Raw genomic sequence first — 25,468 nt, forward strand, 5'->3', positions numbered from 1 at the left:
TTAATTTCTGTAGTTGAAATGTTACCAACGACCCGGAAATCAAATTGCAGATTACAATTGAAATTAATAACTTTAATTTCTTAATTAACCAATTAGTAGACTGATGTTCCGGAAATTGTATTTAGTGTGGCTTGTAATAGCCACCTGTGTTTTGTTTATCATACATGCCTGCAACCGGGCCGGTAAAACAGATGCGGAGCAAATGCCCGATACCATCAGCTACAACTTTAACATCCGCCCCATATTATCTGATAAATGTTTTAAATGCCACGGACCCGACGCTGCACACCGCCAGGCCGATTTAAGGCTTGATATTCCAGAAAGTGCTTTTAAAGCGCTGAAAGATAACCCGACAGCCCATGCGCTTGTAGCAGGCGATCCGATGATGTCTGAAGTTTACCGGCGTATCTCAACCAAAGATACTTCCGAACAAATGCCCCCGCCGTCATCCAACCTCAAAAAATTAACGCCTTTTGAAGTCGACCTGATTAAACAATGGATAAAACAAGGCGCCCGTTATGAAAAACATTGGGCTTTTGTGCCGCCCCGTTCGTATGCTGTTCCGCAGGTTCAAAATACCGCATGGCCAAAAAATCCCATAGATAATTTTGTGCTGCAAAAAATGGTGCAAAAAGGTTTTGATCCTAATCCCGAAGCTGATAAGGAACGTTTGCTAAAACGCGTATCGCTTGATTTGACGGGCTTACCGCCAACATTGCAAATTATGGATAACTTTTTGGCCGATAACAGCGCCAACGCTTACCAAAAGGCAGTTGACCAGTTGATGGCAAGCCCGCAATACGGCGAAAAAATGACCTTGCATTGGCTGGACGTAGCCCGTTACGCCGATTCGCACGGTTACCAGGATGATAATTACCGCAGCCAGTGGCCCTGGCGAGATTGGGTGATTCATGCCTTCAACGAAAACCTGCCCTACGATAAATTTATTACCTGGCAAATAGCCGGCGACCAGCTGCCTAACGCCACTACCGAGCAATTGCTGGCAACAGGCTTTAACCGCAACCACAAAATTACCGAGGAGGGCGGCGTAATTGATGAAGAGTACCGGGTAAGCTACGTAACCGATCGTACCAATACCTTCGGCAAAGCGCTGCTTGGGGTTACCTTAGAGTGCGCCCATTGCCACGATCATAAATATGATCCGTTTTCGCAAAAAGATTATTACCAGATGTTTGCGTTTTTTAATAATGTAAAAGAAGTAGGTATCGAGTCGGTTGTGGGCGGGCCCGAAACTTATGCCAAACGACCGTTAATGCAGATTAGCAACGACGAAGTTAAAAAGGTGATGAAGTTTATCAATAAGCAGGATACGGATAAACTTATTGTATCTATCATGACTGATAGCGATAAAGTACGGCCAACCTATATCCTCAAACGCGGTAATTACGATGCCCATGGAGATGTTGTTGAGCCGGGTACGCCCAAATCTATTTTACCATTTGCAGCCAGCTATCCTAAAAATCGCCTCGGTTTGGTCGAATGGCTGTTTAATAAAAACAACCCGCTTGCTGCAAGGGTATTTGTAAACCAGGTTTGGCAGGAGTTTTTTGGCAAAGGAATTGTAAAAAGCTCGGGCGATTTTGGCATGCAGGGCGATTTGCCATCGCACCCCGAATTATTGGATTGGCTTGCTGTTGATTTCAGGGATCATGGCTGGGATATCAAACGGCTGGTAAAACAAATTGTGATGTCGGCCACCTACCGGCAATCAGCAGTAATTAGCCCCGAAAAGTTAAAGGACGATCCAGAAAATACATGGCTGGCGCGCGGCCCCCGTAGCCGCTTGCCTGCCGAGTTTGTGCGCGATTTGGTTTTGGCCAGCAGCGGGTTACTTAACCATACCATTGGCGGCCCAAGTGTTAATCCGTACCAGCCGCCCGGCTTGTGGGAAAACGCGACATCCGGCCGCGGGCAGTTGGCCAGCTATAAACAGGTACACGGCCCCAACCTTTATCGCAGGGGCATGTATACACTCATCAAACGCACCGTGCCGCCGGCCTCGCTGAGTATTTTTGATGCCAGTAACCGCGATCAGTGCGAGGTAAAACGCTTGCGCACCAATACGCCCTTACAGGCTTTGGTGATGCTTAATGACCCTACGGTGCTGGAGGCCGCCCGTGTTTTAGCAGCAAGGTTATTGCAGGATAACAGTCGTCCGCAGGATAAAATAACCAAAGCTTTCCGCTTGATCATGTGCCGCCATCCGCAGGAAAAAGAATTGGCCATACTTACAGCCTATTACAACGATGAATTGAAGGGGATGAACAAGGCCGACGCCCAAAAGCTGTTAAGCGTTGGCGAATACCCGATACCAGCCAACCTTGATAAAGTAACATTGGCAGCTATGATGAAAGTGGTTGATGCCATGTACAATGTAGAAGAAACGATAACAAAAACCTGATATGGAAAAAGATTTTTTAGAGAGCAGGCTCAATATAAACCGGCGCAAGTTCCTGTCCAGGTTAAGCCTGGGGATAGGGAGTGTTGCGTTAGGATCATTACTTATTCCCGATCTTTTTAGTGGCAGCGGTGCCGATGCCGAAGCTGATTTTGTGCCGGGCATACCCAACTTTGCACCTAAGGCAAAAAGAGTGATTTATCTTTTCCAGGATGGCGCCCCTTCGCAACTGGAATCATTTGATTACAAGCCCAAATTGCGCGAGATGATGGGGCAGGAGCTACCGGCTTCGGTGCGGGGCAACCAGATACTTACCGGGATGACGGCTAAGCAGGCCTCGTTCCCGCTGGTAGGGTCATTTTACGATTTTAAACAATATGGCGAATCGGGGGCATGGGTGAGCGACCTGTTCCCTCATATCGGCAAAATCGCAGATGATATCTGTATCATCCGCTCGATGAACACCGATGCCATCAACCACGATCCTGCGCTTACTTTTTTCCAGACCGGTGCACAGCAGGGTAACCGCCCAAGTATGGGATCGTGGGTAAGCTATGGCCTTGGCAGCGAGAATAAAAACCTGCCTGCCTTTACTGTATTGTTATCCAAGGGAAAAGGCAACGGACAAGGGGTTTACTCCAAATTGTGGAGTAATGGCTTCTTAGATTCTATTCACCAGGGGGTACAATTCAGCAGTGGAGAAAACCCGATATTATACCTGAATGATCCCGAAGGATTAAACCGGCACGAACGCCGCAAAATGTTGGATAACCTGGCCGCTTTAAATGATATCAACTATAAACAATTCGGCGATCCGGAGATAAACACCAAGATACAGCAGTACGAAATGGCTTACCGCATGCAAACTGCCGTGCCCGAAATTATGGATGTATCCAAAGAATCGGACGACATCGTAAAAATGTACGGCCCCGAATGTTTGATTCCCGGTACTTATGCTGCCAATTGTTTACTGGCCAGGAAGCTATCAGAAAACGGCGTTCGCTTTGTGCAGCTTTACCACCAGGGATGGGATCAGCATAGTAACCTGCCACAGGAAATGGCCGGGCAGGCTAAGGACGTAGACCAGGCTTCGGCCGCTTTGGTTACCGATTTAAAACAACGCGGCCTGCTGGATGAAACCCTGGTAATATGGGGCGGCGAATTTGGCCGTACCAATTACAGCCAGGGCAAGTTGGAGAAGGCAAACTATGGTCGCGATCATCACCCGCGCTGCTTTAGTGTGTGGATGGCCGGCGGTGGTATCAAGCCGGGCATGGTTTATGGCGAATCGGACGATTTTGGATATAATATTGTTAAAGATCCTGTGCATGTGCATGATTTTCATGCTACAATGCTCAACCAGTTAGGCATCGATCATAAAAAGCTTACGTTTAAAAGCTTAGGCCGGAGGTACAGGCTGACGGATGTGGCCGGAAATGTGGTAAAGGGGATTATCACTTAACACGATTTTAGGGTTTTACAGGATTGACAGGATTTTGATTTTTACGGCTGATACCTTTTTAGCGATATGCTTAAAACGTTTTAGCTTATCCGGTTTTGATAGATTTGACTGCCGATATTTTTTTATCGATGTGTTTAAAACGTTTTAGCTTATTTGGTTTTGATAAATAAAATATTGTTGCTGGTATGAAGGGCAACCACAAGGCTTTCGCAGGCGGGGCATTATTTGCGCTCAATGTTTTCATTTTAGTTTTACTGGTAGCCGGCGATGGCCTGGTTGTACCGCAATGGTTACAGCCGGTTGGGCGGTTGCACCCCTTAATTTTGCATTTCCCTATCGTAATATTGATGCTGGCCATGGTGCTGGAGTTTTTTCGGTTCAGGGCCGAATTTGTTAACGAGAAGTTTTACCAATACTTTACCAATTATTTGCTGGTACTTGGAGCGCTCTTATCGTCGTTAACGGTAATTATGGGCCTGCTGTTATCGCGCGAGCCGGGTTATGAAGGGGGCAATTTGTTATGGCATAAGTGGTTTGGTGTCAGTGTGGCGTTTGTGGGCTATGGCGTTTACCTTATTCGCAACACATCAAAATACACCGCTACGTTGGCCAAAACAGGGGCTTTGGTCACAGTTTTCTGTTTAATAGTGGCCGGGCATTTTGGTGCAAACCTTACCCATGGTGATGATTTTGTTTTAGGGCCGGTAATGGATAAAGAAAAAAATAAAGTCCCGATTGATAAGGCCTTTGTTTACCAGGATGTTATCAGGCCAATTTTTGAAGCCAAATGCCAAAGCTGCCATAATGCCGATAAAATGAAAGGCGGACTAATACTAGCCAGCCAGGCGGCAATATTAAAAGGCGGCAAAAATGGTAAACTTTTTGTCCCCGGCGATCCGGCTATGAGCCTGCTGCTGCAACGGGTACACATGCCCGAATCAGAGAAAAAGCACATGCCGCCCACCGGTAAACCCCAACTAACCGACGAAGAAAAAGTACTGCTTTACCTTTGGGTAAAAAACAAGCCCGACTTTAAGAAAAAGGTTATCGACCTGCCCGCAACCGATTCACTCCGGATGATTGCAGCAACATTATTAAAACCCGCCGAAAGCGCGGAGGAGATATACGATTTTTCGGCAGCTGATGATAAGGAGATTAAAAAACTCAACAATAATTACCGGGTAATTTATCCGCTGGCTAAGGAATCGCCCGCTTTGGCCGTTAATATTTACAACAAAAGCACCTACAACATCAAAGCGCTTGACGAACTTAGTCCCATTAAAAGACAGGTGGTATCACTCGACCTGAATAAAATGCCGGTGAAGGATGCTGACTTGAAAACGATAGCCCAATTTGAAAACCTGCGCAGGCTTAATCTCAATTTTAGCGATGTTACCGGCGCAGGGCTAAAAGAACTGGCTTCGCTTAAGTTGCTTAAAAGCCTCTCGCTGGCCGGCGTGAAATTAAATGCTGCCGATGTAAAGCAACTGGCAGCCATCAAAAGCCTCACCGAACTGGCCATCTGGGATACCGGCCTTAAAACCGCCGATCTTTTGCCATTGCAAAAAGCAAATAAGCACATTACCCTATTAACCGGTTTTAAAGATGATGGCAGGCCTTTAAAACTTACCAGTCCGCAGTTAAAAAACACCGCGGTAATATTTAAGCAAAGTTACCTTTTACAGCTTGGCAACCCGATAAAAGGGACCGACATCCGGTATACTACGGATGGGAGCGCGCCGGATAGTATTCGTGCTATATCCTATAAACCAGGCGCATTGTTTACGCAAAATACGGTAATACGCGCCAGAGCCTTTAAAGCCGGTTGGATAGGCAGCGACACCGTTCAGTTTAACATTTACAAATCTACCTATACTCCTGATAGCATCAGTTTTTTAACCTATCCCGATAGTAAATACAAAGGCTCGGGGGCCAAAACCATGATAGATAAGGAATTAGGCAGCGGTAACTTTGGCGATGGCAAATGGCTGGCATCCCAAAAAGAGCTGGAATTGCTGATGTGGTTTAATAAGCCTGTTGATTTGCATACTATTAACCTGAATGTGATGCGCAATACTGGCCCGCAGATATTTTTACCGACGAAGGTAGAGGTATGGGGCGGTACCGATCAGTCCCATCTTAAATTGTTAGGGAGTGTTACACCTGCCGCGCCACTTAAAAATGACTCTTATAGCATCATGAACCTGGAGTGTAAATTAAAAAACGGCCAGCCCATCTCCTGTATAAAACTGGTTACCAGGCCACTTAAAAGCGTCCCTGCCTGGCATCCGGCAAAAGGAAAACCAGCCTGGGTTTTTATGGATGAGGTATTTTTGAATTAGGACATCCGATAAATAAATAGCTTACCACGGCGAGTTAACTGCAGCCAACAGTGTTATTGATATTATGGATAGTGAGTTTTATAAATATTAAAAAATCAATAAAAAATTACTGGTTTTGTTGAATATTTTACTGTAAATAGGCTATGTTTATAACATAAAACATAGCCGATGTCAATAAAAGTAGCAATTCGCCATTTTACAAGTTACAAGTACGATAAACATGTCACGCTTTCGCCACAAGTTATCCGTTTACGGCCTGCGGCGCATTCGCGTACCATGATTAAAGGTTACTCGTTAAAAATATTGCCCGAAAAACATTTTATAAACTGGCAGCAGGATCCTTTTGGGAATTACCTGGCCCGGATTGTTTTTCCCGAAAAAGTAAACGAATTTGTGATTGATGTAGAGGTGATAGCCGATATGGTGGTTATAAACCCCTTTGACTTTTTTGTGGAGGAGTATGCGGTACATTACCCCTTTGAGTATGAAGAAACTCTCAAAAAAAATCTTGTCCCATACCTCGAAATTACAGAGCGTGGTCCTTTGCTGATGGATTTGACTGAGAAAGCGAGCGAACTGCTCAAAAAAAATACCATTACCCAGGATTTTTTGGTTACGCTTAACCGTTTGCTTTATAGTGAGATATCCTATAATATCCGGATGGAACCTGGTGTGCAAACCTGCGAAGAAACGTTAGAACTTAAATCCGGCTCGTGCCGGGATACTGCCTGGTTGTTTGTGCAGTTGCTGAGGCATTTTGGCCTGGCGGCGCGTTTTGCATCGGGTTACCTCGTGCAATTAAAACCCGACATTAAATCATTAGACGGCCCATCGGGCCCCGAACAGGATTTTACCGATTTGCATGCCTGGACGGAGGTTTATCTGCCTGGCGCGGGCTGGATAGGACTCGACCCGACATCTGGCTTGTTTGCCGGCGAGGGGCATATTCCATTGGCCTGTACGCCTGATCCGCAGAGCGCTGCGCCAATTAGTGGTGGCATCATCAGCGATACAAACGACCCCATCAAAACAGAGTTTCATTTTGAAAATACCATTACCCGTATTGAAGAAAAACCACGGGTAACCAAACCATTCTCTGACGAGCAATGGGAAGATATTATGGCCCTTGGCGATAAGGTTGACGAGGAATTTGCCGCCAACAACGTACGCCTTACCATGGGGGGCGAACCAACTTTTGTATCGGTAGATAATAATGAAGCACCCGAATGGAACTCGGCTGCCGATGGCGAGCATAAACGCCGCCTGTCCAATATCCTGTTCCACAAGCTTAAAAATGAGTATGGCGAAGGCGCGCTAATGCAGTACGGGCAGGGCAAATGGTACCCCGGAGAACCGCTGCCGCGCTGGAAACTGGCCTGCTATTGGCGCAAGGATAATGTTCCTTTATGGAACAACGATACGTTAATGGCCGACCTGTCGAAAGATTACGGACTTGGCCCCAAGGATGCAAAAAGCTTCATGAAGCTGCTTACTAAAGAATTGCACATCGACCCTAAAAATATTAACCCAACCTACGAAGATCCGTTTTACTTTTTGTGGGAAGAGAGTAAAACGCCGATAAATGTTGATCCGCTGAAGGTTGATCTGAAATCTCCGCTGGAGCGGCAAAAACTGGCTGAGTTGCTGAATACCGGCCTGAATGAGCCTGTTGGTTACGTAGTGCCCATTAAATGGGACCTGGAGCAAAGCAACTGGCAAAGCTGTAAATGGTCGTTCAGGCGACAAAATTTATTCCTGGTGCCAGGCAATTCGCCGGTGGGTTTGCGCCTGCCATTGGATTCGGTACAATATTTTGACCCGGCAGAGCAGGAAGAGTTACTGGAAAGAAGCCTTTTTGCCGATGTGGATGCTTTGCCTGATGGCGATCATTTGATTCCCGAAACGGGGGCCAAATTCAATAACAGTAAAACCATTTTTAAAACGGCGATGGTTGTTGAAGTGAGGCAGGGCAAGTTGTTTATATTTTTCCCACCTACCAGCTATTTTGAGCATTACTTGTACCTTGTTAATGCCGTTGAGCGTACAGCTGAAAAGCTAAAGATGCCGGTATTGATTGAGGGTTACGATCCTCCATCCGACAACCGGATCACCAAAATGATGATAACGCCCGATCCCGGTGTTATCGAGGTGAACATTCACCCGGCAGCAAGCTGGCGCGAACTTGCAAAAAATTACGATGTGCTGTATAAAAAAGCGGCAGAATCGCGCCTTGCGACGGAAAAGTTCAACATTGATGGCAGGCATACCGGGACGGGTGGAGGCAACCACGTAACTCTTGGCGGCGAAACACCGGCTGATAGCCCGCTATTGCGCCGGCCTGATATTTTGCGCAGTTTTATAACCTTTTGGCAGCATCACCCTTGCTTGTCATACCTGTTCTCTACCCAGTTTATCGGCCCAACCAGCCAGGCGCCGCGGGTTGACGAAGGCCGGATGGAAACATTGTATGAATTGGAAATAGCGTTTCAGCAAGTGCCGGATCGCGCCGAAAATGAAGTTCCTTTTTGGCTGGTTGACAGGATCTTCCGCCACTTTTTAACAGATATCACGGGTAATACCCACCGGTCGGAGTTTTGTATCGATAAGCTTTACTCGCCCGATTCTTCAAGCGGCCGTTTAGGGATCCTGGAGTTCCGGGGCTTTGATATGCCGCCACATTACCGCATGAGCATGGTGCAGTTCCTGCTCATCAGAACGTTGCTGGCCTGGTTCTGGAAAACCCCATACAACCATAAACTGGTGCGATGGGGAACCGAACTGCACGACCGGTTCCTGTTGCCACACTATTGCTATAAAGATATGACCGAGGTGGTAAATAGCCTGCGCGATGCCGGTTATGGGTTTGATATCTCGTGGTTTGAGCCTTTCTTTAGCTTCCGTTTCCCTTTCCTGGGCGAGTTGCAGGTAGATGATATCAATATCGAAATTAAGATGGCTATTGAGCCATGGCATGTATTAGGCGAAGAAATGTCGAGCACAGGCACTTCGCGCTTTGTGGATTCATCGCTGGAGCGTATCCAGGTTAAAATATCAGGGCTTACCGATTCGCGCTATACCTTTTTATGCAACGGCTTAAAAATACCGCTAAAAAGCACAGGTGTACAAGGCGAGTATATTGCCGGTGTACGCTACAGGGCATGGCAACCGCCATCGGCGCTACATCCAACCATCGGTACAGATACGCCGCTGGTGTTCGATTTATTTGATACCTGGACGCAAAAATCAGTGGCTGCATGCCAGTACCATGTGTCGCATCCGGGAGGCCGCAGCTACGATACCTTCCCTGTAAATAGTTATGAAGCCGAATCGCGCATCATTTCCCGCTTTTTTGATTTTGGCCATTCGGTTAACCTGGTTGAGCCGGCCGTTGCCCAGCAAACAGCAGGAGGGAGGTTTGTTACCAAAATGAATATACTGCCGCAATATACCATCACCAATGAAGTAGTTAGCCCGGAATACCCGTATACCATGGATTTGAGGCGATATAAAAATGCCAGGAATTTATAGCAGAAAAATCAGACATTTGGAAAATGATTGAAACTTACCTGGAGCGGAACGGTAAAACTGCCAAACCTTTTTTTGATGAGCTTGCCGCACCCGAAGGCGTGGTGCGCGAGCATTGGAAAAAGCTTGCCCATGCTTATGACGAGCTGGGCCTTGAAAAAATGGAGCAGCGGAGCCGGGAAATTAGCCAGGAGTTGCGCGACAATGGGGTTACTTATAACGTGTATAGCGACCCTGACGGTATTAACCGCCCCTGGAAGCTTGACCCGGTGCCTATGGTCTTCAGCCAACAGGAATGGGAAAATATTGAAAAAGGCCTGATACAACGTGCCGAATTGCTTAACCTGATCATATCTGATATTTATGGCGAACGAAGGCTGATTAAAGAGGGTTTTATTCCCTTTGATTTGGTATTTACCCATAAAGGGTTTTTAAGGCAGGCTGATAAAATTAAAATCCCCGGCAAATTCCAGCTTATCCAATACTCTGCCGACCTGGTACGAGGGCCGCTTGGCAAAATGTGGGTGCTGCATGACCGTGCCGACGCGCCGTCAGGTGCCGGATACACGCTTGAAAACAGGGCAGCCATGACCAGGGTTTTTCCTGATCTGATCCGCGAAAACCAGGTGCGTAAAATTTCGTCCTATTATCAAACGTTAAAAAATACGCTTACCAGGCTCGCTTTACAAAATAAAGAGAACCCACGGGTGGTGCTTTTATCGCCCGGTACGGCCAACGAAACTTATTTTGAGCACGCCTACCTGGCATCGTCATTAGGCTTTACCCTTGTTTTTGGGCAGGATTTAACCGTGAGCGACGGCTATGTATGGCTAAAAACCTTAAAAGGGTTAGAGAAAGTAGATGTTATTGTACGTCGTGTTGATGATATATTTTGCGATCCGCTGGAGTTTTTAGGCGATTCGCACTTAGGGGTGGTTGGGTTGATGGAAGCTGTAAGGCAAAAAAAGGTAACTATTATTAACCCATTAGGCGGCCGCATATTAGAGAACCCGGGGCTTATGGCTTTTTTGCCACGCCTGTGCAAGCACCTGTTAAACGAAGAACTGATATTACCATCGGTAGCCACCTGGTGGTGCGGGCACGAGAAAGAAAAAAAATATGTGCTGGATAACCTGCCCTTCCTCATTATCCGGTCTATTTACCGGAGTAACGAGAATCGCCCATACATCGGCAGCGAACTGAGCAAAAAACAGATAGAGGATTTGAGGACTGAAATAAACACCCGGCCTTATTTATATGTGGCACAGGAGGTAGTAAGCTTCAGTACCACACCATCATTAATTGGCAACAACCTGGAAGCCTGTAACGCAGTTTTCAGGAGTTATATTGTAGCCGATATGGATAAGGAGGTTTACCATGTAATGCCGGGCGGTTTATCAAGAAGCTTTCCTACAAAAGGCGAGTTTATTATTTCTAACCAATCTGGTGGTATCAGTAAGGATACCTGGGTACTGGGGCCATCGCCCCAAAGCCAGGCTAAGCCCGCGGTTAATCAACCTGTATTACGACAGGTAAAAAATATTTTGCCAAGTCGCACCGGTGAGAGCTTATTTTGGCTGGGTCGTTACCTTGACAGAGCAGTGACCAATGTGCGGCTAATGCGAATTGTGCTTAAGATTTACAACGAGCGCGATGACGAAATTCATCCTGAAACTAACCAAACGCTGGTAATACTGCTTAAAACATTAAGCGCGGTAACAGGGACATTACCGGGCTTTGCCTCGGTCGATCAGGCCAAATTAAGGCAACCCGAAAAAGAATTATTGTCGCTGGCTGTTGAAACAAGCAGGGCAGGTACTTTGGCGCAATCCCTGCAGTCATTTTTAACCAATGGCTATGCGGTACGAGATCGTTTAAGCCTGGATACCTGGAGGATTCTGGATAGCATATCCGAAGAGTTTGAGCTGATGAAGGAAAATGGCAACGATTTACGCAAGATTTACCATAACCTCGATCAGTTTATCATTAAGCTAATGGCTTTTATCGGCCTTAATAACGATAACATGACCAGGGCATCCAGCTGGCGGTTACTTAACATAGGCCGGTTTTTAGAGTCATCGTTAAATACATGCATCATTTTACAGGCTGCATTGGCCAACAACGTAACACCCGAGGTGGAGAAGCAACTGATGGAACTGGTGCTGATGTGTAACGAGAGCCTGGTTACCTACCGCTACTTATACCGATCGACGTTGCAATTGCCGGGTGTGCTTAATTTGCTGCTGGTTAACGAGGATAATCCAAAATCAGTCGCATTTTTGATTGCTAAAATTGATGAGCACCTGGCCCATTTGCCAGATAACCATAAAGAAGGCGGCCTTAGCCCGGCGCACAAAAAGCTGCTGGAGGCATTAACCATGATCAGGCTTTGCGATGTAAACAAGATGGTACCATCGGCCAATGCGAATGGCTTTGGTAAAAAGGAACTTAATGGCTTTTTACACCACCTGATTACCTTATTGAGCCAGGCATCAACCATTATATTTGAAAGTTATTTTAGCCCAACGCAAAGCCAGTACAGTTTTGTGAAAAATAACAACGCGCTACCCGAATTATGAGAACCGCTAATACAAAGCCATTTTTTAACAGGTGTTTTCACAACAGCCAAAGCTTATGAAATACCAGGTGACCCATATTACCAAATATGAATACCAGTTGCCGGCTTCGTTATGCCATAACCTGGTATACCAGGTGCCGGTTAACCATAGTTTTCAGGAGGTGGAAAAGGTGAACTACCAAATTCATCCCGTACCACATTTGGTAGTGACCAGGGAGGACTTTTTTAGTAATAAATTTATTTATTTTTCGATAGAAGAGTTTCATCAACGGTTAACTGTCGAGATAAAAAGCGAGGTTAAAATTTCGGAGCCGGTATGGATAAGCGCTGCGCCCCAAAATACAGCGCCCTGGGAAAACGTGGTGATCTGGCTGAAAAGTACCGATGCCGAAAGTGACATCAGGCAATTTTATCTCGAATCGGATCATGTGGTGTTTATACCAGGCATCCGGGAGTATGCATTAAAATCATTCACGCCCGGCAGGCCAATTATGGAAGCCATGCTTGACCTTAATTCCCGCATATTTAATGATTTTGATTTCACGCCGGGATTTACAGATGTCACCACCAAACTGGAAGAAGTTTTTTTACATAAAAAAGGCGTCTGCCAGGATTTTGCTCATTTCTCGCTGGCCTGCCTACGTTCGATAGGCTTATCGGCCAGGTACGTAAGCGGATACATCGAGACGCTGCCGCCGCCCGGAAAGCCAAAGCTGTTTGGCTCGGATGCCTCACACGCCTGGATAGCATTGTACATTCCCGACATAGGGTGGACGGAGTTTGACGCCACCAATAACCTGCTGGTTAACGACCGCCACATCCGCACCGCCATCGGCCGTGATTTTGCCGATGTAGTGCCATTAAAAGGAGTGGTTTACAGCGGAGCCGGGCAACGTATGTATGTAAATGTGGATGTTCGGAGAGTGGAATAGTACAGGTATGAGATCCTTCGTACTTACCTATGACAAATTCGATTTTCCTGTCATCCTGAGGCACGAAGGATCTATCAGCTATGCATGACCGATAGAAAAGTTCGCCAACACATTCTTTATACCTATCCATCTCATATCCACTTTTCCTGTCATCCTGAGGTACGAAGGATCTATCAGCTGTGCATAACCGATAGAAAAGTTCGCGAATAGATCCTTCGTACCTCAGGATGACAGTCGTTTATTATGATTGTCATTCCACCTTTAGAATTTCGCAAATTTTACCACTCAGGATGACAAACTTCTTATTTTGAAAGTCATTCGTCCTTCAGAGTTTCTAACTGTATTTCAAAGCCAATTCCTTCATTAACTTACCCTTGATGCATAACAAACCTTATGTATAAAGGCCAGTTTTTCAACCACCTTTGGCGGTATTACAAAAGGGTACAAATCCTTGTTGCCCATGCTGCGGTTCATGCTGTTCATGGCGAAGGTTAATGGTAACCATAAATTAAGCAGGGTTTCAAAACTTTCCTGTTGATAAGGGCTTACATTGATGATGGCCTTTAGGTTGCTTTTTTTATCGGCGAGGCGTGGAGATACCGTCATCCCGAAGGCATCGGCGGTTTCAAGCGTATCCATAATGTGCAGGTAATGGGCCCAGGTTTCGGCCCAATCTTCCCATGGGTGCGAGCTTGCGTAGGTGCTAATGAAATTTAAGTTCCAGTCGGCGGGGGGGCCCTGGCTATAATTCCGTTCAAGGGCCTGGGCATAATCCTGGCGTTCATCGCCAAATAATTGGCGGTACTCGTCAATAAATGCACTGTTATCAATTAGCCGGTCCCAGTAGTAATGTCCCACTTCGTGCCTGAAATGCCCCAATAGAGTACGATAAGGCTCGTTCATTTGCTTACGCGATAGTTCACGCTTATCGTCATCCGCTTCATCAACATTCAGGGTAATTAAGCCATCTTCATGCCCGGTTAAAACCTGTTGAGCGGCATCCGCCTCTGTAAGGAAATCAAAACTCAGGCCTTTAACTGCATCCTGAATTTTACTTACCAGGGGCAGCTTCATTTGCAACAGCGTATAAATAAGCCTGTGCTTGGCAAATTCTATCAACCGCCACTGCCTTAAATGATCAGGGTCGGCTAAATTAGGTACAACGTGGTTTAATTCACATGCGCGGCAAAATATATTGGGGCTATCAGCCGGTATAAGCCAGTTGCAAACATCAAACTCATGGTTTTTGCAATATTTAAACAATTGCTTTTTATTGTTCATCAGGCCGCCTAATAACGGCTTTTTATTGCTGTGCAAACGATAAACAGCGTTGTTGTCCTGGACAAGAGTGGCCAGGTTCAGATCACCGGGAATAAAACCCAAAGGGCTCTTGCAACATTCGCATATACTGTTTTCAAAATATAATAGCTGACCGCAGTTGGTACATTTAAACAATTTCATAATCTGTATTAAGGCTGTTCATTGTTGAATAGCTTGTGAGTTAACAGATTATAAGGCGGCGGGTTTTGAGATAGTGAAAATAAGAGGAGTGTATGCGTAAGCTGTTCCTATATGTTTTGAAAATGGTTATATCAAGTAATATTGAGCCTGCAATTTCTTTGGGGTAGGATATCTCAAGTGTTGAATATCCTCAATCGGAATTTGCAGAACACTATCAAAGCCGATATTTTCTCCTAATGAAAATACGATCAACCGCAGTCCATTTCGGATTAAAACATGGGTTAATTCCGGTCTGAAATAACATAACACCGAAATAACCCATGTAAAAAAACACCTGCTGACTTTGTTCTACTTCGTCACATCAACCCACTGCCCTTTAATTAAACTGTTTATCGAGCTGTTGTACATCGCCTCGCAATAAACCGCGGGCAGGTAGTAGTGGCCTGCATAGGCGGCATTCAGCATTACGTAGTAGGTAACCTCGCGGCCTTCCGGCAGGCTGAAATAAGTATTCACCCGATCGTCACGAATATCGCGGTAATCGGATGTTGATGATTTAAAGGCCTCATCGTTATTCATCATCCGGCTGTTCAATATCTCCCAGCCCGAAGGGAAGATCTGGGTTAGCGCCAAATTATCATACCGGCCGCGTTTGCCCGGGTTTTTGATGTTTACCTGGGCCACAAAATCGGTACCCTGCCTTAATGATGATGGGTCTATCTGCTTACCGGATAACGTAAAGTAACCTACGCGCATCTGCAATATCCTCGGGTCGATAAAGGTTTTTACATCAAGCCCCGATGATGGTTGTCCTTTTTGTATTAACCTTACATACAGCTTGTTGCCGCCATTGTTTTTAAGGCTTACTTTACCACCACCCGCAGCTAAAACGCTTTGCCAGATATACGATTGCGAGTTAACAGCGCCACCCTGGAAGCTGAATGTCATTTTACCTGACGATTTGTTTTGCCCGCAATATTGCGCAATAGCTATCAGCGAGTAGGCGGTTGTTTGCGTACTATACCAGTCATCCTGCGATAACTTTGCAGCTACTGTTCGTAACTGTGCCGCGGCGCGCGTCTGCTGGCCAAGCAAGGTTAATGTTTCCAGTATCATGGCCTCATCCCTTAAGTCAGACCCATAGGTGCCAAACATGGTGTAATAAGGCTTAATAACGGTTGGCAAGCCTGCAATCATCCGTGAACCTATCTCGGGCTGCCCCGCCAGCTTATAGGCTGCTGCAAGCCGCCATTTGGCTTCGATGCTGATGTACTTAAACTCGCGCAGGCGGTTCATGGCACCCAGCTCGGGCGAACGGGCAAGGGCCAGCAGGTACAGGCGGTAGGCCTGGTTCAGGTCGTCGCCATAAAAACTGTGGCTATCCGGCGACCAGCTTAACGCCTTCTGTTTCTGGAATTTTTTCCATTGTTCCATAAAGCCCAAAGGCATACTATAGCCTTTAGCTTGCGCGGCCAGCATAAAGTGCCCGGCATAATTGGTTCCCCATTCATCAGCACTACCGCCATCTGGCCAGTAGCTTAAGCCGCCACCAGGAACCTGGAAACCGTTTAGCCTTGCTATGGTAGCCTTAATATTCCTTTCGGATTCGGCCTTTTGCCTTGGCGAAAGATCGAGCAGCTGGCCTAAATATAATTGCGGAAATGCAGCCGAGGTGGTTTGCTCCACGCAGCCATGAGGATAATCAATCAGGTAATCCAAACGTTTGCCCAAATTAAGGGGTGGGATGGATGCTATCTCCAGCGTATTTTTATTGGTGCCACTGATGCCTACGGCCTGGTAAGCTATGTTCCAGGCTTCACTGGCAGCAAGCTCTTTCTCCAATATGCGGGTAACCGGTGGGTTAGGGTTACGCACATTTAGTTCAACGTCATAAGCCGCTGTTTCTGAACCGCTTTTGGCAATTACTTTCACTTTGCCTATCCCTACAAAATCCTTAACGTTCAAATCGAAAGTTACCATCTGGTCGCCGGTTTTGGCGAAGGTGAGGGTTTGGGTATTATTACCTTGCAGGTTACTGAAGGCGTTGCTTTGTACCGATACCGTAACCGTTTTAATGTTAGGCTCCATGGCAAAGACAGTAACCGGCAGCTGCACCTTTTCTGAAGGCCCCAGTACACGCGGCAGTGTAGCCAATATCATCAATGGCTTTTTAACAACAACGGCTTTTTCGGCTATACCATAAGCACCATCGTGCCCGGCAACAACCATGGCTTTAACCGAGCCTACGTATTGCGGCAATTTAAAGCCCGTGGTTTGCTTTTCTCCCGCTCCGATATGGAACGGCCCCATGAATTTTACAACGGGCTTAAAACGGTTTACAGATACGTTCCTGTTGCTGCCCAGGCTACCATCACCGCCTATGCTTAGTATCCGGTTAAGGCCGCCGCCGTAGGCTCCAATTACATAATCAAACAAATCCCAGGTTTTAACGCCCAGCGCTTCTTTGGCGTAAAATGTATTATGCGGATCGGGGAGTTTGTAACTGGTAATGTCCAGCAGGCCTTCATCAACAATAGCAATGGTGTAGGTCATCTCCTTGCCGGTGGCTTCTGATACTGTAATGGCCGATTGGGTTTCGGGCCTGATCTTATCGGGCATCGTAATCACGGGCTTTAATATGGTAGCCGGGTTGTTAACAGTAAGTGGTATCACCCCGTACATGCGGATAGGCAAATCATTTACGGTTTGCGAATGGTGCTGCAGCATGGTAACATTTACAAAAACATTGGGCGCCATATCCGGCTCAACTGTAAAGTTGTATTGGGTTTGGCCTTTTTTAGTATCAATCCAGGTGGTTTTTAAAATCTTGCTGCCATTTTCAAAGCTGATCAATGCCCGGCCATCTGCCGCGGTAGGGATGGTTAATGTGGCCTGTTCGCCAACATTATAGGCTTGCTTATCTGATGTAAACGAAAGCATGGCTGCTTCGGTAGGGTTGCTTTGCTGTAACCTTTCCGACCAGTTTGGCCAGTCTACATAAATAATTTTACCGGTGCTATGGCCTGTCTGTTCATCTTTTACCTTAATCAGGTACCGGCCCCAGTCGGCTTTGGGTACACGCAGCGTCCATTTGCCACGGCCATTTGTCAACTGAATACTTTGGGTTTTAATCAGCTTGTTGTATTTACCCTGGGTAAAGTTGGTCATTTCATTCCCGGTTTCGTCCCACCACCAGCGCCATTGTATTTTATACAATTCCAGCTGCACGCTGCGGGTACCGGCAAGGGCGTTGCCGTTTACATCTACATCGGCAATATCAATCTGCTGGTCTTTATCGGTAACCAGCATCCCTGATAGGGCACTGCCTTCGGGTGTTTTAATACCGACATAACCGGGGTAAACGTTGTATGGCAAACTAACCTGCTGAACGCTGAAGTTGCCTCCAGGTTCAAACACTTTTACCAAAAAGTTGGCCTTTAGCTGCCCGGGGGCTTGTTTTTCAATATTGATATTGGCATCCACATCGGCATTGCCTTCGGCGCTCAGCTTGCCATCAAAAACGGTTTGCGTTTGCATGTTAAAAGCCAGCGTAGGATCGTCAAAAACATAATCCTTATAATTTTTAAACGTGGTTGTTTGCGCCGATAAAAAGGCATCAACCTTGGCCTTTAAATTTTGCGCCGCCCCGCCAAACAGCCAACGGGCGGTTAACTTGCCGTTGGCATTATTGCCCTTGGTTAATTCTTCGGCACCGCCAAAGGTTAGGCCCAACTTTAAGCGGTTAGGCATAATGGTTTCAACCTTTATTTTCTTTTCAAAGGTAGCGCCGCCAACTTTTACGGTAGCTGTCCAGTTACCGGTAGGCGACGAGGTTTCGGTAGCGGTATGGAAACTGTAAAAGCCATCAACAGATTTTGTGTTTGTAATCCGTTTATACAATTTATCGTTGGGGTCTTTTAGCTCAAACTCTACTGGGTGGTCGGCTGGTAGGGTTTTTAGCTTATCTTCCAGTATAAAGGTCATGAATATGCTATCACCTGGCCGCCAAACACCACGCTCGCCATAAATAAAACCTTTCAATCCGCTTTGTACTTCGTCGCCGCCAACGTTAAAACGGGTAAGTGGGAGGGTATTACCATCATCAAGTTTTAAATAACCACGTTGGTTTCCTTTTTTGGCCACCAGCAAATAAGGCTTACGCTTTAAGTCGAAACTTGCCAGGCCGTCACTGCCCGAGGTGGTTTTTAGCAATACCTGCTTTTGGTAATCCAGCAGTTGCAGTTCAACGCCCTGCATCGGTTTGGCATTCATAATATCGGTAACCGCAATAAGCATATTGTTATTATTGCCCCGTTTCGCAATCAACCCTATGTTTGATGCAATGATGTTACGGGTTGCCCAGCGGGTTTTGGTGTAGTAGGATGGGGTGCAGGCATTATCCTTCTCCTGCCAGTCATAACCTTCGGGATAATAGCTGTCGTACCTCGACCAAAAGTCGTTATCCTCGTCGTCTACCTTGCCTGCATTATCGCTGTAGCTGTAATCACCGCCGCCATATTCGTCATCATCAGTGCCGCTTTTTTTACCTGCGCCTGCTATACTGCAATTGTATAAGGAATATTCCTGCCTGAAACCGATGATAACCCGGTAAATTGCTCCCGGTTCGGTGCGGATCATCTGATCAAGATCGAGCATAAAACGGTTCTTCTTGTTCAAGTTAAGCCCTTTATCGTTATCCAGCCTGATGGTTTTTTGTAAAATGGGCCTGCCTACCTGGCGCAATTCCTGGCTGCCGTTAAAATCATTGTTTTGAAAATATTGCGGAACATTACTTTCATATATTTTAATTACCGACACATCAACTGCTTTAAGGTTTACGGCCTCAAAAGGCATCATCAGCTTGCCCGAATCGGGGAGGATAACGCCCTTGCCCGGAATAGTTACGCCGGGCAGCCGGTTCTCAAAAAACACATTTGCTGTATAGGTTTTGGTGATCTTTTTATGCGATATGTTTTCTACCCCTTCATTTACAAATACACTGTAATCGCCTTCAAGCCTTTCGGGAGCGTAAATTTTTACGGTACTGCCTTCAATGGCATATGCCGGATCGGTTACATTGTTAATGCCGATTAGCCCTGCCAATTCCTGCCCAACCATAATGGCATCTGAAAATTGTACCAGTACATACTGGTCATTATCCTGTACGGCACGAACGTTCAGCACTTTAAAATCGCCAATTGCCGGTACATCAAAATGTTGCTCGCCTTTTTTATCAACGTTGATGCTGCTGCCGTCCCAATTAATGGTTAGTGCCGCAACTTCGCCTTTTTGACGTTTTAAACCGGTTATTTTGAAGGTGTGGGTTTTTGCGGCTATGTTATGCTCCCAGCTGATCTTCACAGGTAGCATATAGTTTACAGTAATTACTTTTTCGATAAGGGCAGGGTCCTCGGTATCGGCCGTTTGTACCGATCCTTCCATCTTCATCTCATCAGTAGATGTACTGGTAGCTGTTTGCAGCCCGTTAAAAGCAATGTTAAAATCGGGCTTAACTACCTGGAAGTTAAACTTAAATCTGTTAAATCTGGAAGGCACATCAATCAATTTGCCCAGTTTAAATTCGGCATTGTAGGTTTTATCAGGGTCGAGTTTTTTATCCGGCCGGAATTCAATGGTGCGCGAATCTGTCCAGTAAGCTTTGCCTTTTACCGATGGCGAAAAATCAAACAGGTTGTTATCAACCTCTTCGTTTTGTTGATGGGTAATTTGCACTGTGCTGGCAAGGCGAATGGTAATGGGGCTTGCTTTGGAAATTACCCCTGTTGTGTACGACTCGATGTACTTGCTAAAGGCAGGGTCGACCACATTTTTCTTTTGGCCATTAACAATAAGATAAGCGATGATTAATAGCACTGCAAGTGCCGAACCGAATGTAATTAGGCTTTTACGTTTGCGGAACCTGGTATATCCGTTCTCCATGGAATAGGTTTATTTATTCCATGAATGTATAAAATTTATAACAACAAATAATTAATTGAGAAATATTTATGTTGTGAGTTGTGAGTTGTGAGTTGTGAGTTGTGAGTTGTGAGTTGTGAGTTGTGAGTTGTGAGTTGTGAGTTGTGAGTTGTGAGTTGTGAGTTGTGAGTTGTGAGTTGTGAGTTGGATTATGTTAAGTAGTTAAAACAATCTTCATCAATGTCAACTTGCCCTAATGACTAATGACTAATGACTAATGACTAATGACTAATGACTAATGACTAATGACTAATGACAACTACAATATCATAACCCCGGGCTTATTCAACACCGGAAGTTTGATGAAATTCATTTCTACGATGCTCTCAGGCAGGAAAATGAACTTTTTATCGTAAATGTTACCGCCGATGTAATAGCTTAGCCAATACTCATTATTCAGGCCGAAAGTTTGCTCGTCAATAGGTTCGATAAGCTTGTATCCTTTACTGTCAACTACCGGGATCATGTGGCGTAAAACGGAAGTTTTTACCTGCTCGCCATTTTTTTCGCCGTACCCCTTCGAGGTGATCAGGACATTCTCGATAGGCTCATTTTTAAGGTTGATGAGGTACACGTACCAAATTTTGCTCTCCACACTTTCGCGCTCCAGCGCTACCGCTATGGCAATATCTTTAACGTTATTTTCGGGGAGGTCCTTGATCATTTTGTTGATAAGTTAAGCGGTTGATTAGGTTGATTGAGTTAAGTGGTTTGTGGCCGAGAAAAATCTATTTAACTTATTCAACTTAATCCAACTCAATCAACCAATTACTTACTTCTTCTTAGCCGGCGCTTTTTTCTTGGCGGGGGCTTTTTTGGCCGCAGGTTTTGCGGCTGCTACCGTTTTACCAAAGCGGCCTTTTTTGGTGTCCTTAGGCATGGCATCAGCCAGGGCCTTGCACTCTTCATAAGTTAAGGTCAAGGGATCTTTATCCTTGGGTATCTTAACGTTAAGTTTGCCAAATTCAATATAGGGCCCCCAGCGGCCGTTCAATACTTTTACTTCCGGGTCTTCTTCAAACGCTTTAATCAGTCTCTCGGCATCTTTTTTACGTTTTTCGTTAATCAGCTCAATCGCTTTTTCTTCGGTAACATCATGCGGATCGATATCCTTTGGCAACGATACGAACGCGCTGTTATGGCTAATGTACGGCCCGAAACGGCCGATAGCCACTTTCATTACCTTACCTTCATATTCTCCAACAACTTTAGGAAGCTTAAATAATTCCAGGGCTTCATCAATAGTGATAGTTTCAATGCTTTGGCCGGTCCTTAAACTGGCATATAACGGCTTTTCTTCATTCTCCTCGGTAGCACTTTCGCCAACCTGCACAAAGGGGCCGTAGCGGCCAATACGTACAGATATTTTCTTGCCATTTTCAGGATGCACACCCAATTCACGTTCACCGGTTGCTTTATCAGCCGTTTCAATAGTGCTTTGCACACCTTTATGGAACGGGTTATAAAAATCGTGCAGCATGGCGGTCCAGTCTTTTAACCCCTGGGCTATCTCGTCAAATTGCTTTTCAACGCTGGCTGTAAAGTTAAAATCTACAATTTCTTTAAAGTATTGTACCAAAAAGTCGTTTACAACCGCGCCAATATCAGTGGGGAATAACTTGCCGCGCTCGGCACCGGTATTCTCCGTTTTTTGTTCTTTAACAATCTGGCCATCTTTCAGCACCATTAGCCTGAAATTGCGCACTTTACCTTCGCGCTCTTCCTTAACCACATAACCACGGTTTTGGATGGTAGATATGGTAGGGGCGTAGGTAGATGGGCGGCCGATACCCAACTCCTCTAACTTTTTCACCAGGCTGGCCTCAGTATACCTTGCCGGCGGACGCGAGAAGCGTTCTGTTGCCGACATTTCCTGTAGCGCCAAACGCAGGCCACGGGTTAAAGGTGGCAGCATCGCGTTTTCGCCGTCCTGTTGCGGTTCATCCTCGTCGTCGCTTGATTCAAGGTAAACTTTCAGGAAACCATCAAACTTCATCACCTCGCCGTTGGCTGTTAAATCCTCTTTACGGGTTGATATACTGATTTTTGCGGTGGTTTTCTCAAATTGCGCTTCACTCATTTGTGAGGCTATGGCACGTTTCCAGATCAGTTCATAAAGGCGTTTCTCGTTCGATTCGCCATTGATAGTATGGTTGTTGAAATAGGTTGGCCTGATAGCTTCGTGAGCTTCCTGCGCGCTTGCATTTTTGGTTTTATATTTTCTTAGCTGATGGTATTTTTCGCCATAAGCCGATATAATTTCACTTTGTGCGGCATTTAACGCGGTATCCGATAAGTTTACCGAGTCGGTACGCATATAGGTAATATATCCAGCCTCGTACAAACGTTGGGCTACCTGCATGGTGCGGGCTACCGAGTAGCCCAGTTTCCTGCTGGCTTCCTGTTGTAGGGTAGATGTGGTAAACGGTGCAGCAGGTGAGCGTTTGGCCGGTTTGGTTTCCAGCGAGCGTACGTCAAAATCGGCACCGATACAATCCTGTAAAAACTTCTCGGCATCTTCTGGTTTGGCATAACGTTCGGCCAGTTCGGCTTTAAAAGCATCTTTGCCCTTACCAAATATGGCTACTATTTTAAAAGCAGCTTCGGCAGTAAATTTATTTACTTCGCGTTCCCTGTCAACAATTAATCGTACTGCTACTGATTGTACACGACCCGCAGATAAAGATGGCTTAACCTTTTTCCATAAAACAGGCGAGAGTTCAAAACCCACCAGCCTGTCTAATACACGGCGTGCCTGTTGTGCATTTACCAAATTGTAGTCAATTTTACGTGGCGTATCAATTGCCTTTAAAATGGCCGGTTTGGTTATTTCGTGAAAAACGATGCGTTTGGTGGTAGCATCTTTCAATCCTAAAGTATCAAATAAGTGCCATGATATGGCTTCTCCCTCGCGGTCCTCATCCGATGCCAGCCAAACCATCTCTGCTTCTTTAGCTAATTTCTTCAACTCGCTCACTACCTGTTTTTTATCGGCAGGAACCTCATATTTTTGAGCGAAGTTGTTACCTATATCTATCGCATCTTCAGACTTTACCAAATCGCGGATATGCCCGTAGCTCGACTTTACAATAAAGTCTTTCCCAAGGTAACCCTCGATGGTTTTGGCTTTCGCCGGAGATTCAACTATCAGTAAATTTTTGGCCATTTAAGCAGTTATTTTTTGCAAATAAAACATAAAGAAAGCGAAACGCCAATTAGTTTTGCTAAAAACGTTGGAATATTAGCTGTGAAGATTGTACGAATGCCTCAATTTTGAAAAGATGTAGTATTGTTTCAAGAGCGATTTTAAAGGCTGTTTTTTGATGTTTTGACGCCGCTATGTACCCGGTTAAATACCGTCAGTTTTACACTATTTGGCCCTCAAACTGAAACTACATTAAAAATCCGCCACCCAAAAGGTCGTTGCCTTCATAAAAAACGGCCGATTGCCCTGGGGCGATTCCGGATACATTATGATGAAAATCAACCTTCATGTGTTCGCCCATTTGCACAATGCTGCTGGTGGTACCGGCATCTTTATAACGAATTTTGGTAATAGCTTCAATAGGCTCCGGTATACTGGCGTATTTAACCAGGTTTAGGTTTTTAACCCAGGCCTGCTTGCGTTCCAATTCATCGGCAGTGCCTAATACTACGGTATTGGTGTTAGGGTCAATACTGGTTACAAACATAGGTTGCCCCAGCGCAATGCCTAATCCTTTACGCTGACCGATGGTATAAAAGGGATATCCCTGGTGTTTACCTACTACGGTGCCGTTTGCAAGCACAAAGTTGCCACCGGCAACACGTTCTTCCAAGTCTTCAACTTTATGCCTTAAAAACGATCTGTAGTCGTTATCGGGCACAAAGCAAATTTCGTAGCTTTCACTTTTACCGGCAAGCTCAATCTGCCCCATATCCATAGCCATTTGCCTGATCTCGGGCTTCGAAAAACTGCCTAAGGGGAATTTGGTACGTGCCAGGTTTTTTTGAGATACTCCCCAAAGCACGTACGACTGATCTTTATTTTCGTCTTTACCTTTTGAAATTACGTAACGGCCATTATCCTGTAAACGGATATTGGCATAATGTCCTGTAGCTATAAATTCGCAATCCAGTTTATCGGCGCGTTTTAATAAAGCTTCCCATTTAATGTGGGTATTACATAACACACAGGGGTTAGGGGTGCGGCCGGCCAGGTACTCGTCAACAAAGTTATCAATAACGAAATCGCCAAACTCATTGCGGATATCCAGGATATAATGAGGAAAACCATAGCCAACGGCCAAAGCACGCGCATCGTTAATACTATCAAGGCTGCAGCATCCCGTTTCTTTCGAGCTTCCGCCCGATGATGCATAGTCCCAGGTTTTCATGGTGAGCCCAATAACTTCATAGCCCTGCTCATGCAACATAACTGCTGCTACCGAACTATCAACGCCACCGCTCATTGCCACTAAGATCCTGCCATGCTTACTCATAATGGCGCAAAGATACGCTTTTGTGTTTTATATTGATATAGGGGTTAGGTCAGGGTAGGGCAATAATTTAGTATCAAGTAGTAAGTATCAAGTATCAAGACTTTTTTGGTTCACTTGTTCATTAGTTCATTGGTCTTTTCTGGTGGGATTGCCAGATAGATAGGAGGTATTCAGCCAAGAAGCTATTTGTCTGCCATGCCCGCGTTCCAATGAACCAATGAACCAATGAACCAATGAACCAATGAACCAATGAACCAATGAACCAATGAACCAATGAACCAATGAACCA

11 protein-coding genes are annotated in these 25,468 nt (G+C 45.6%); 6 read left to right on the top strand and 5 right to left on the bottom strand.

What is annotated here, in order from left to right:
* The first annotated feature begins 103 nt into the window (after positions 1-103).
* The 6 genes from PQ469_RS12615 to PQ469_RS12640 all read left to right on the top strand — a co-directional run bounded on the left by PQ469_RS12615 (position 104) and on the right by PQ469_RS12640 (position 13,258).
* Positions 104-2,422: a PSD1 and planctomycete cytochrome C domain-containing protein gene (locus PQ469_RS12615; RefSeq protein ID WP_274213283.1), complete on the top strand. Its 2,319-nt coding sequence runs from the start codon at positions 104-106 to the stop codon at positions 2,420-2,422.
* Position 2,423: 1 nt separating this feature from the next.
* Entirely contained in the window at positions 2,424-3,881 is a 1,458-nt protein-coding gene (locus PQ469_RS12620; protein ID WP_274213284.1) for a DUF1501 domain-containing protein, read from the top strand.
* A 185-nt stretch (positions 3,882-4,066) separates the two neighbouring features.
* Positions 4,067-6,223, top strand: a complete 2,157-nt coding sequence (locus PQ469_RS12625) for a c-type cytochrome domain-containing protein (protein WP_274213285.1) — start codon at positions 4,067-4,069, stop codon at positions 6,221-6,223.
* Positions 6,224-6,391: 168 nt separating this feature from the next.
* A complete protein-coding gene (locus PQ469_RS12630) occupies positions 6,392-9,751 on the top strand; it encodes a transglutaminase family protein (RefSeq protein ID WP_274213286.1) in 3,360 nt (1,119 codons plus the stop codon).
* Positions 9,752-9,774: 23 nt separating this feature from the next.
* On the top strand, positions 9,775-12,327 hold the full coding sequence (locus PQ469_RS12635) for a circularly permuted type 2 ATP-grasp protein (protein ID WP_274213287.1): 2,553 nt from the start codon (positions 9,775-9,777) through the stop codon (positions 12,325-12,327).
* 55 nt (positions 12,328-12,382) lie between these two features.
* Positions 12,383-13,258, top strand: a complete 876-nt coding sequence (locus tag PQ469_RS12640) for a transglutaminase family protein (RefSeq protein WP_274213288.1) — start codon at positions 12,383-12,385, stop codon at positions 13,256-13,258.
* 363 nt (positions 13,259-13,621) lie between these two features.
* On the opposite strand, the gene PQ469_RS12645 is transcribed toward PQ469_RS12640, so the two are convergent.
* The 5 genes from PQ469_RS12645 to mnmA form a co-directional block, all read right to left on the bottom strand.
* Positions 13,622-14,719: a zinc-binding metallopeptidase family protein gene (locus tag PQ469_RS12645; protein ID WP_274213289.1), complete on the bottom strand. Its 1,098-nt coding sequence runs from the start codon at positions 14,717-14,719 to the stop codon at positions 13,622-13,624.
* A 348-nt stretch (positions 14,720-15,067) separates the two neighbouring features.
* On the bottom strand, positions 15,068-20,659 hold the full coding sequence (locus PQ469_RS12650) for an alpha-2-macroglobulin family protein (protein WP_274213290.1): 5,592 nt from the start codon (positions 20,657-20,659) through the stop codon (positions 15,068-15,070).
* A 298-nt stretch (positions 20,660-20,957) separates the two neighbouring features.
* On the bottom strand, positions 20,958-21,362 hold the full coding sequence (locus tag PQ469_RS12655; RefSeq protein WP_274213291.1) for a hypothetical protein: 405 nt from the start codon (positions 21,360-21,362) through the stop codon (positions 20,958-20,960).
* 108 nt (positions 21,363-21,470) lie between these two features.
* Positions 21,471-23,864 carry a type I DNA topoisomerase gene (topA, locus tag PQ469_RS12660; RefSeq protein ID WP_274213292.1) on the bottom strand — a complete coding sequence of 798 codons (2,394 nt, stop codon included), beginning with the start codon at positions 23,862-23,864 and terminating at the stop codon, positions 21,471-21,473.
* 226 nt (positions 23,865-24,090) lie between these two features.
* Positions 24,091-25,179 (bottom strand): tRNA 2-thiouridine(34) synthase MnmA, encoded by a 1,089-nt coding sequence (mnmA, locus tag PQ469_RS12665; protein ID WP_090650673.1) that lies wholly within the window; start codon positions 25,177-25,179, stop codon positions 24,091-24,093.
* Between the last annotated feature and the right edge of the window lie 289 nt (positions 25,180-25,468).

The sequence above is a fragment of the Mucilaginibacter sp. KACC 22773 genome (assembly GCF_028736215.1).
Classification (GTDB): Bacteria; Bacteroidota; Bacteroidia; order Sphingobacteriales; family Sphingobacteriaceae; genus Mucilaginibacter.

Bases quoted from the DNA above. Each gene is read 5' to 3' on its own strand.
- PQ469_RS12615 (WP_274213283.1), top strand. From the start codon at position 104: ATGTTCCGGAAATTGTATTTAGTGTGGCTTGTAATAGCCACCTGTGTT.
- PQ469_RS12620 (WP_274213284.1), top strand. From the start codon at position 2,424: ATGGAAAAAGATTTTTTAGAGAGCAGGCTCAATATAAACCGGCGCAAG.
- PQ469_RS12625 (WP_274213285.1), top strand. From the start codon at position 4,067: ATGAAGGGCAACCACAAGGCTTTCGCAGGCGGGGCATTATTTGCGCTC.
- PQ469_RS12630 (WP_274213286.1), top strand. From the start codon at position 6,392: ATGTCAATAAAAGTAGCAATTCGCCATTTTACAAGTTACAAGTACGAT.
- PQ469_RS12635 (WP_274213287.1), top strand. From the start codon at position 9,775: ATGATTGAAACTTACCTGGAGCGGAACGGTAAAACTGCCAAACCTTTT.
- PQ469_RS12640 (WP_274213288.1), top strand. From the start codon at position 12,383: ATGAAATACCAGGTGACCCATATTACCAAATATGAATACCAGTTGCCG.
- PQ469_RS12645 (WP_274213289.1), bottom strand. From the start codon at position 14,719: ATGAAATTGTTTAAATGTACCAACTGCGGTCAGCTATTATATTTTGAA.
- PQ469_RS12650 (WP_274213290.1), bottom strand. From the start codon at position 20,659: ATGGAGAACGGATATACCAGGTTCCGCAAACGTAAAAGCCTAATTACA.
- PQ469_RS12655 (WP_274213291.1), bottom strand. From the start codon at position 21,362: ATGATCAAGGACCTCCCCGAAAATAACGTTAAAGATATTGCCATAGCG.
- topA (WP_274213292.1), bottom strand. From the start codon at position 23,864: ATGGCCAAAAATTTACTGATAGTTGAATCTCCGGCGAAAGCCAAAACC.
- mnmA (WP_090650673.1), bottom strand. From the start codon at position 25,179: ATGAGTAAGCATGGCAGGATCTTAGTGGCAATGAGCGGTGGCGTTGAT.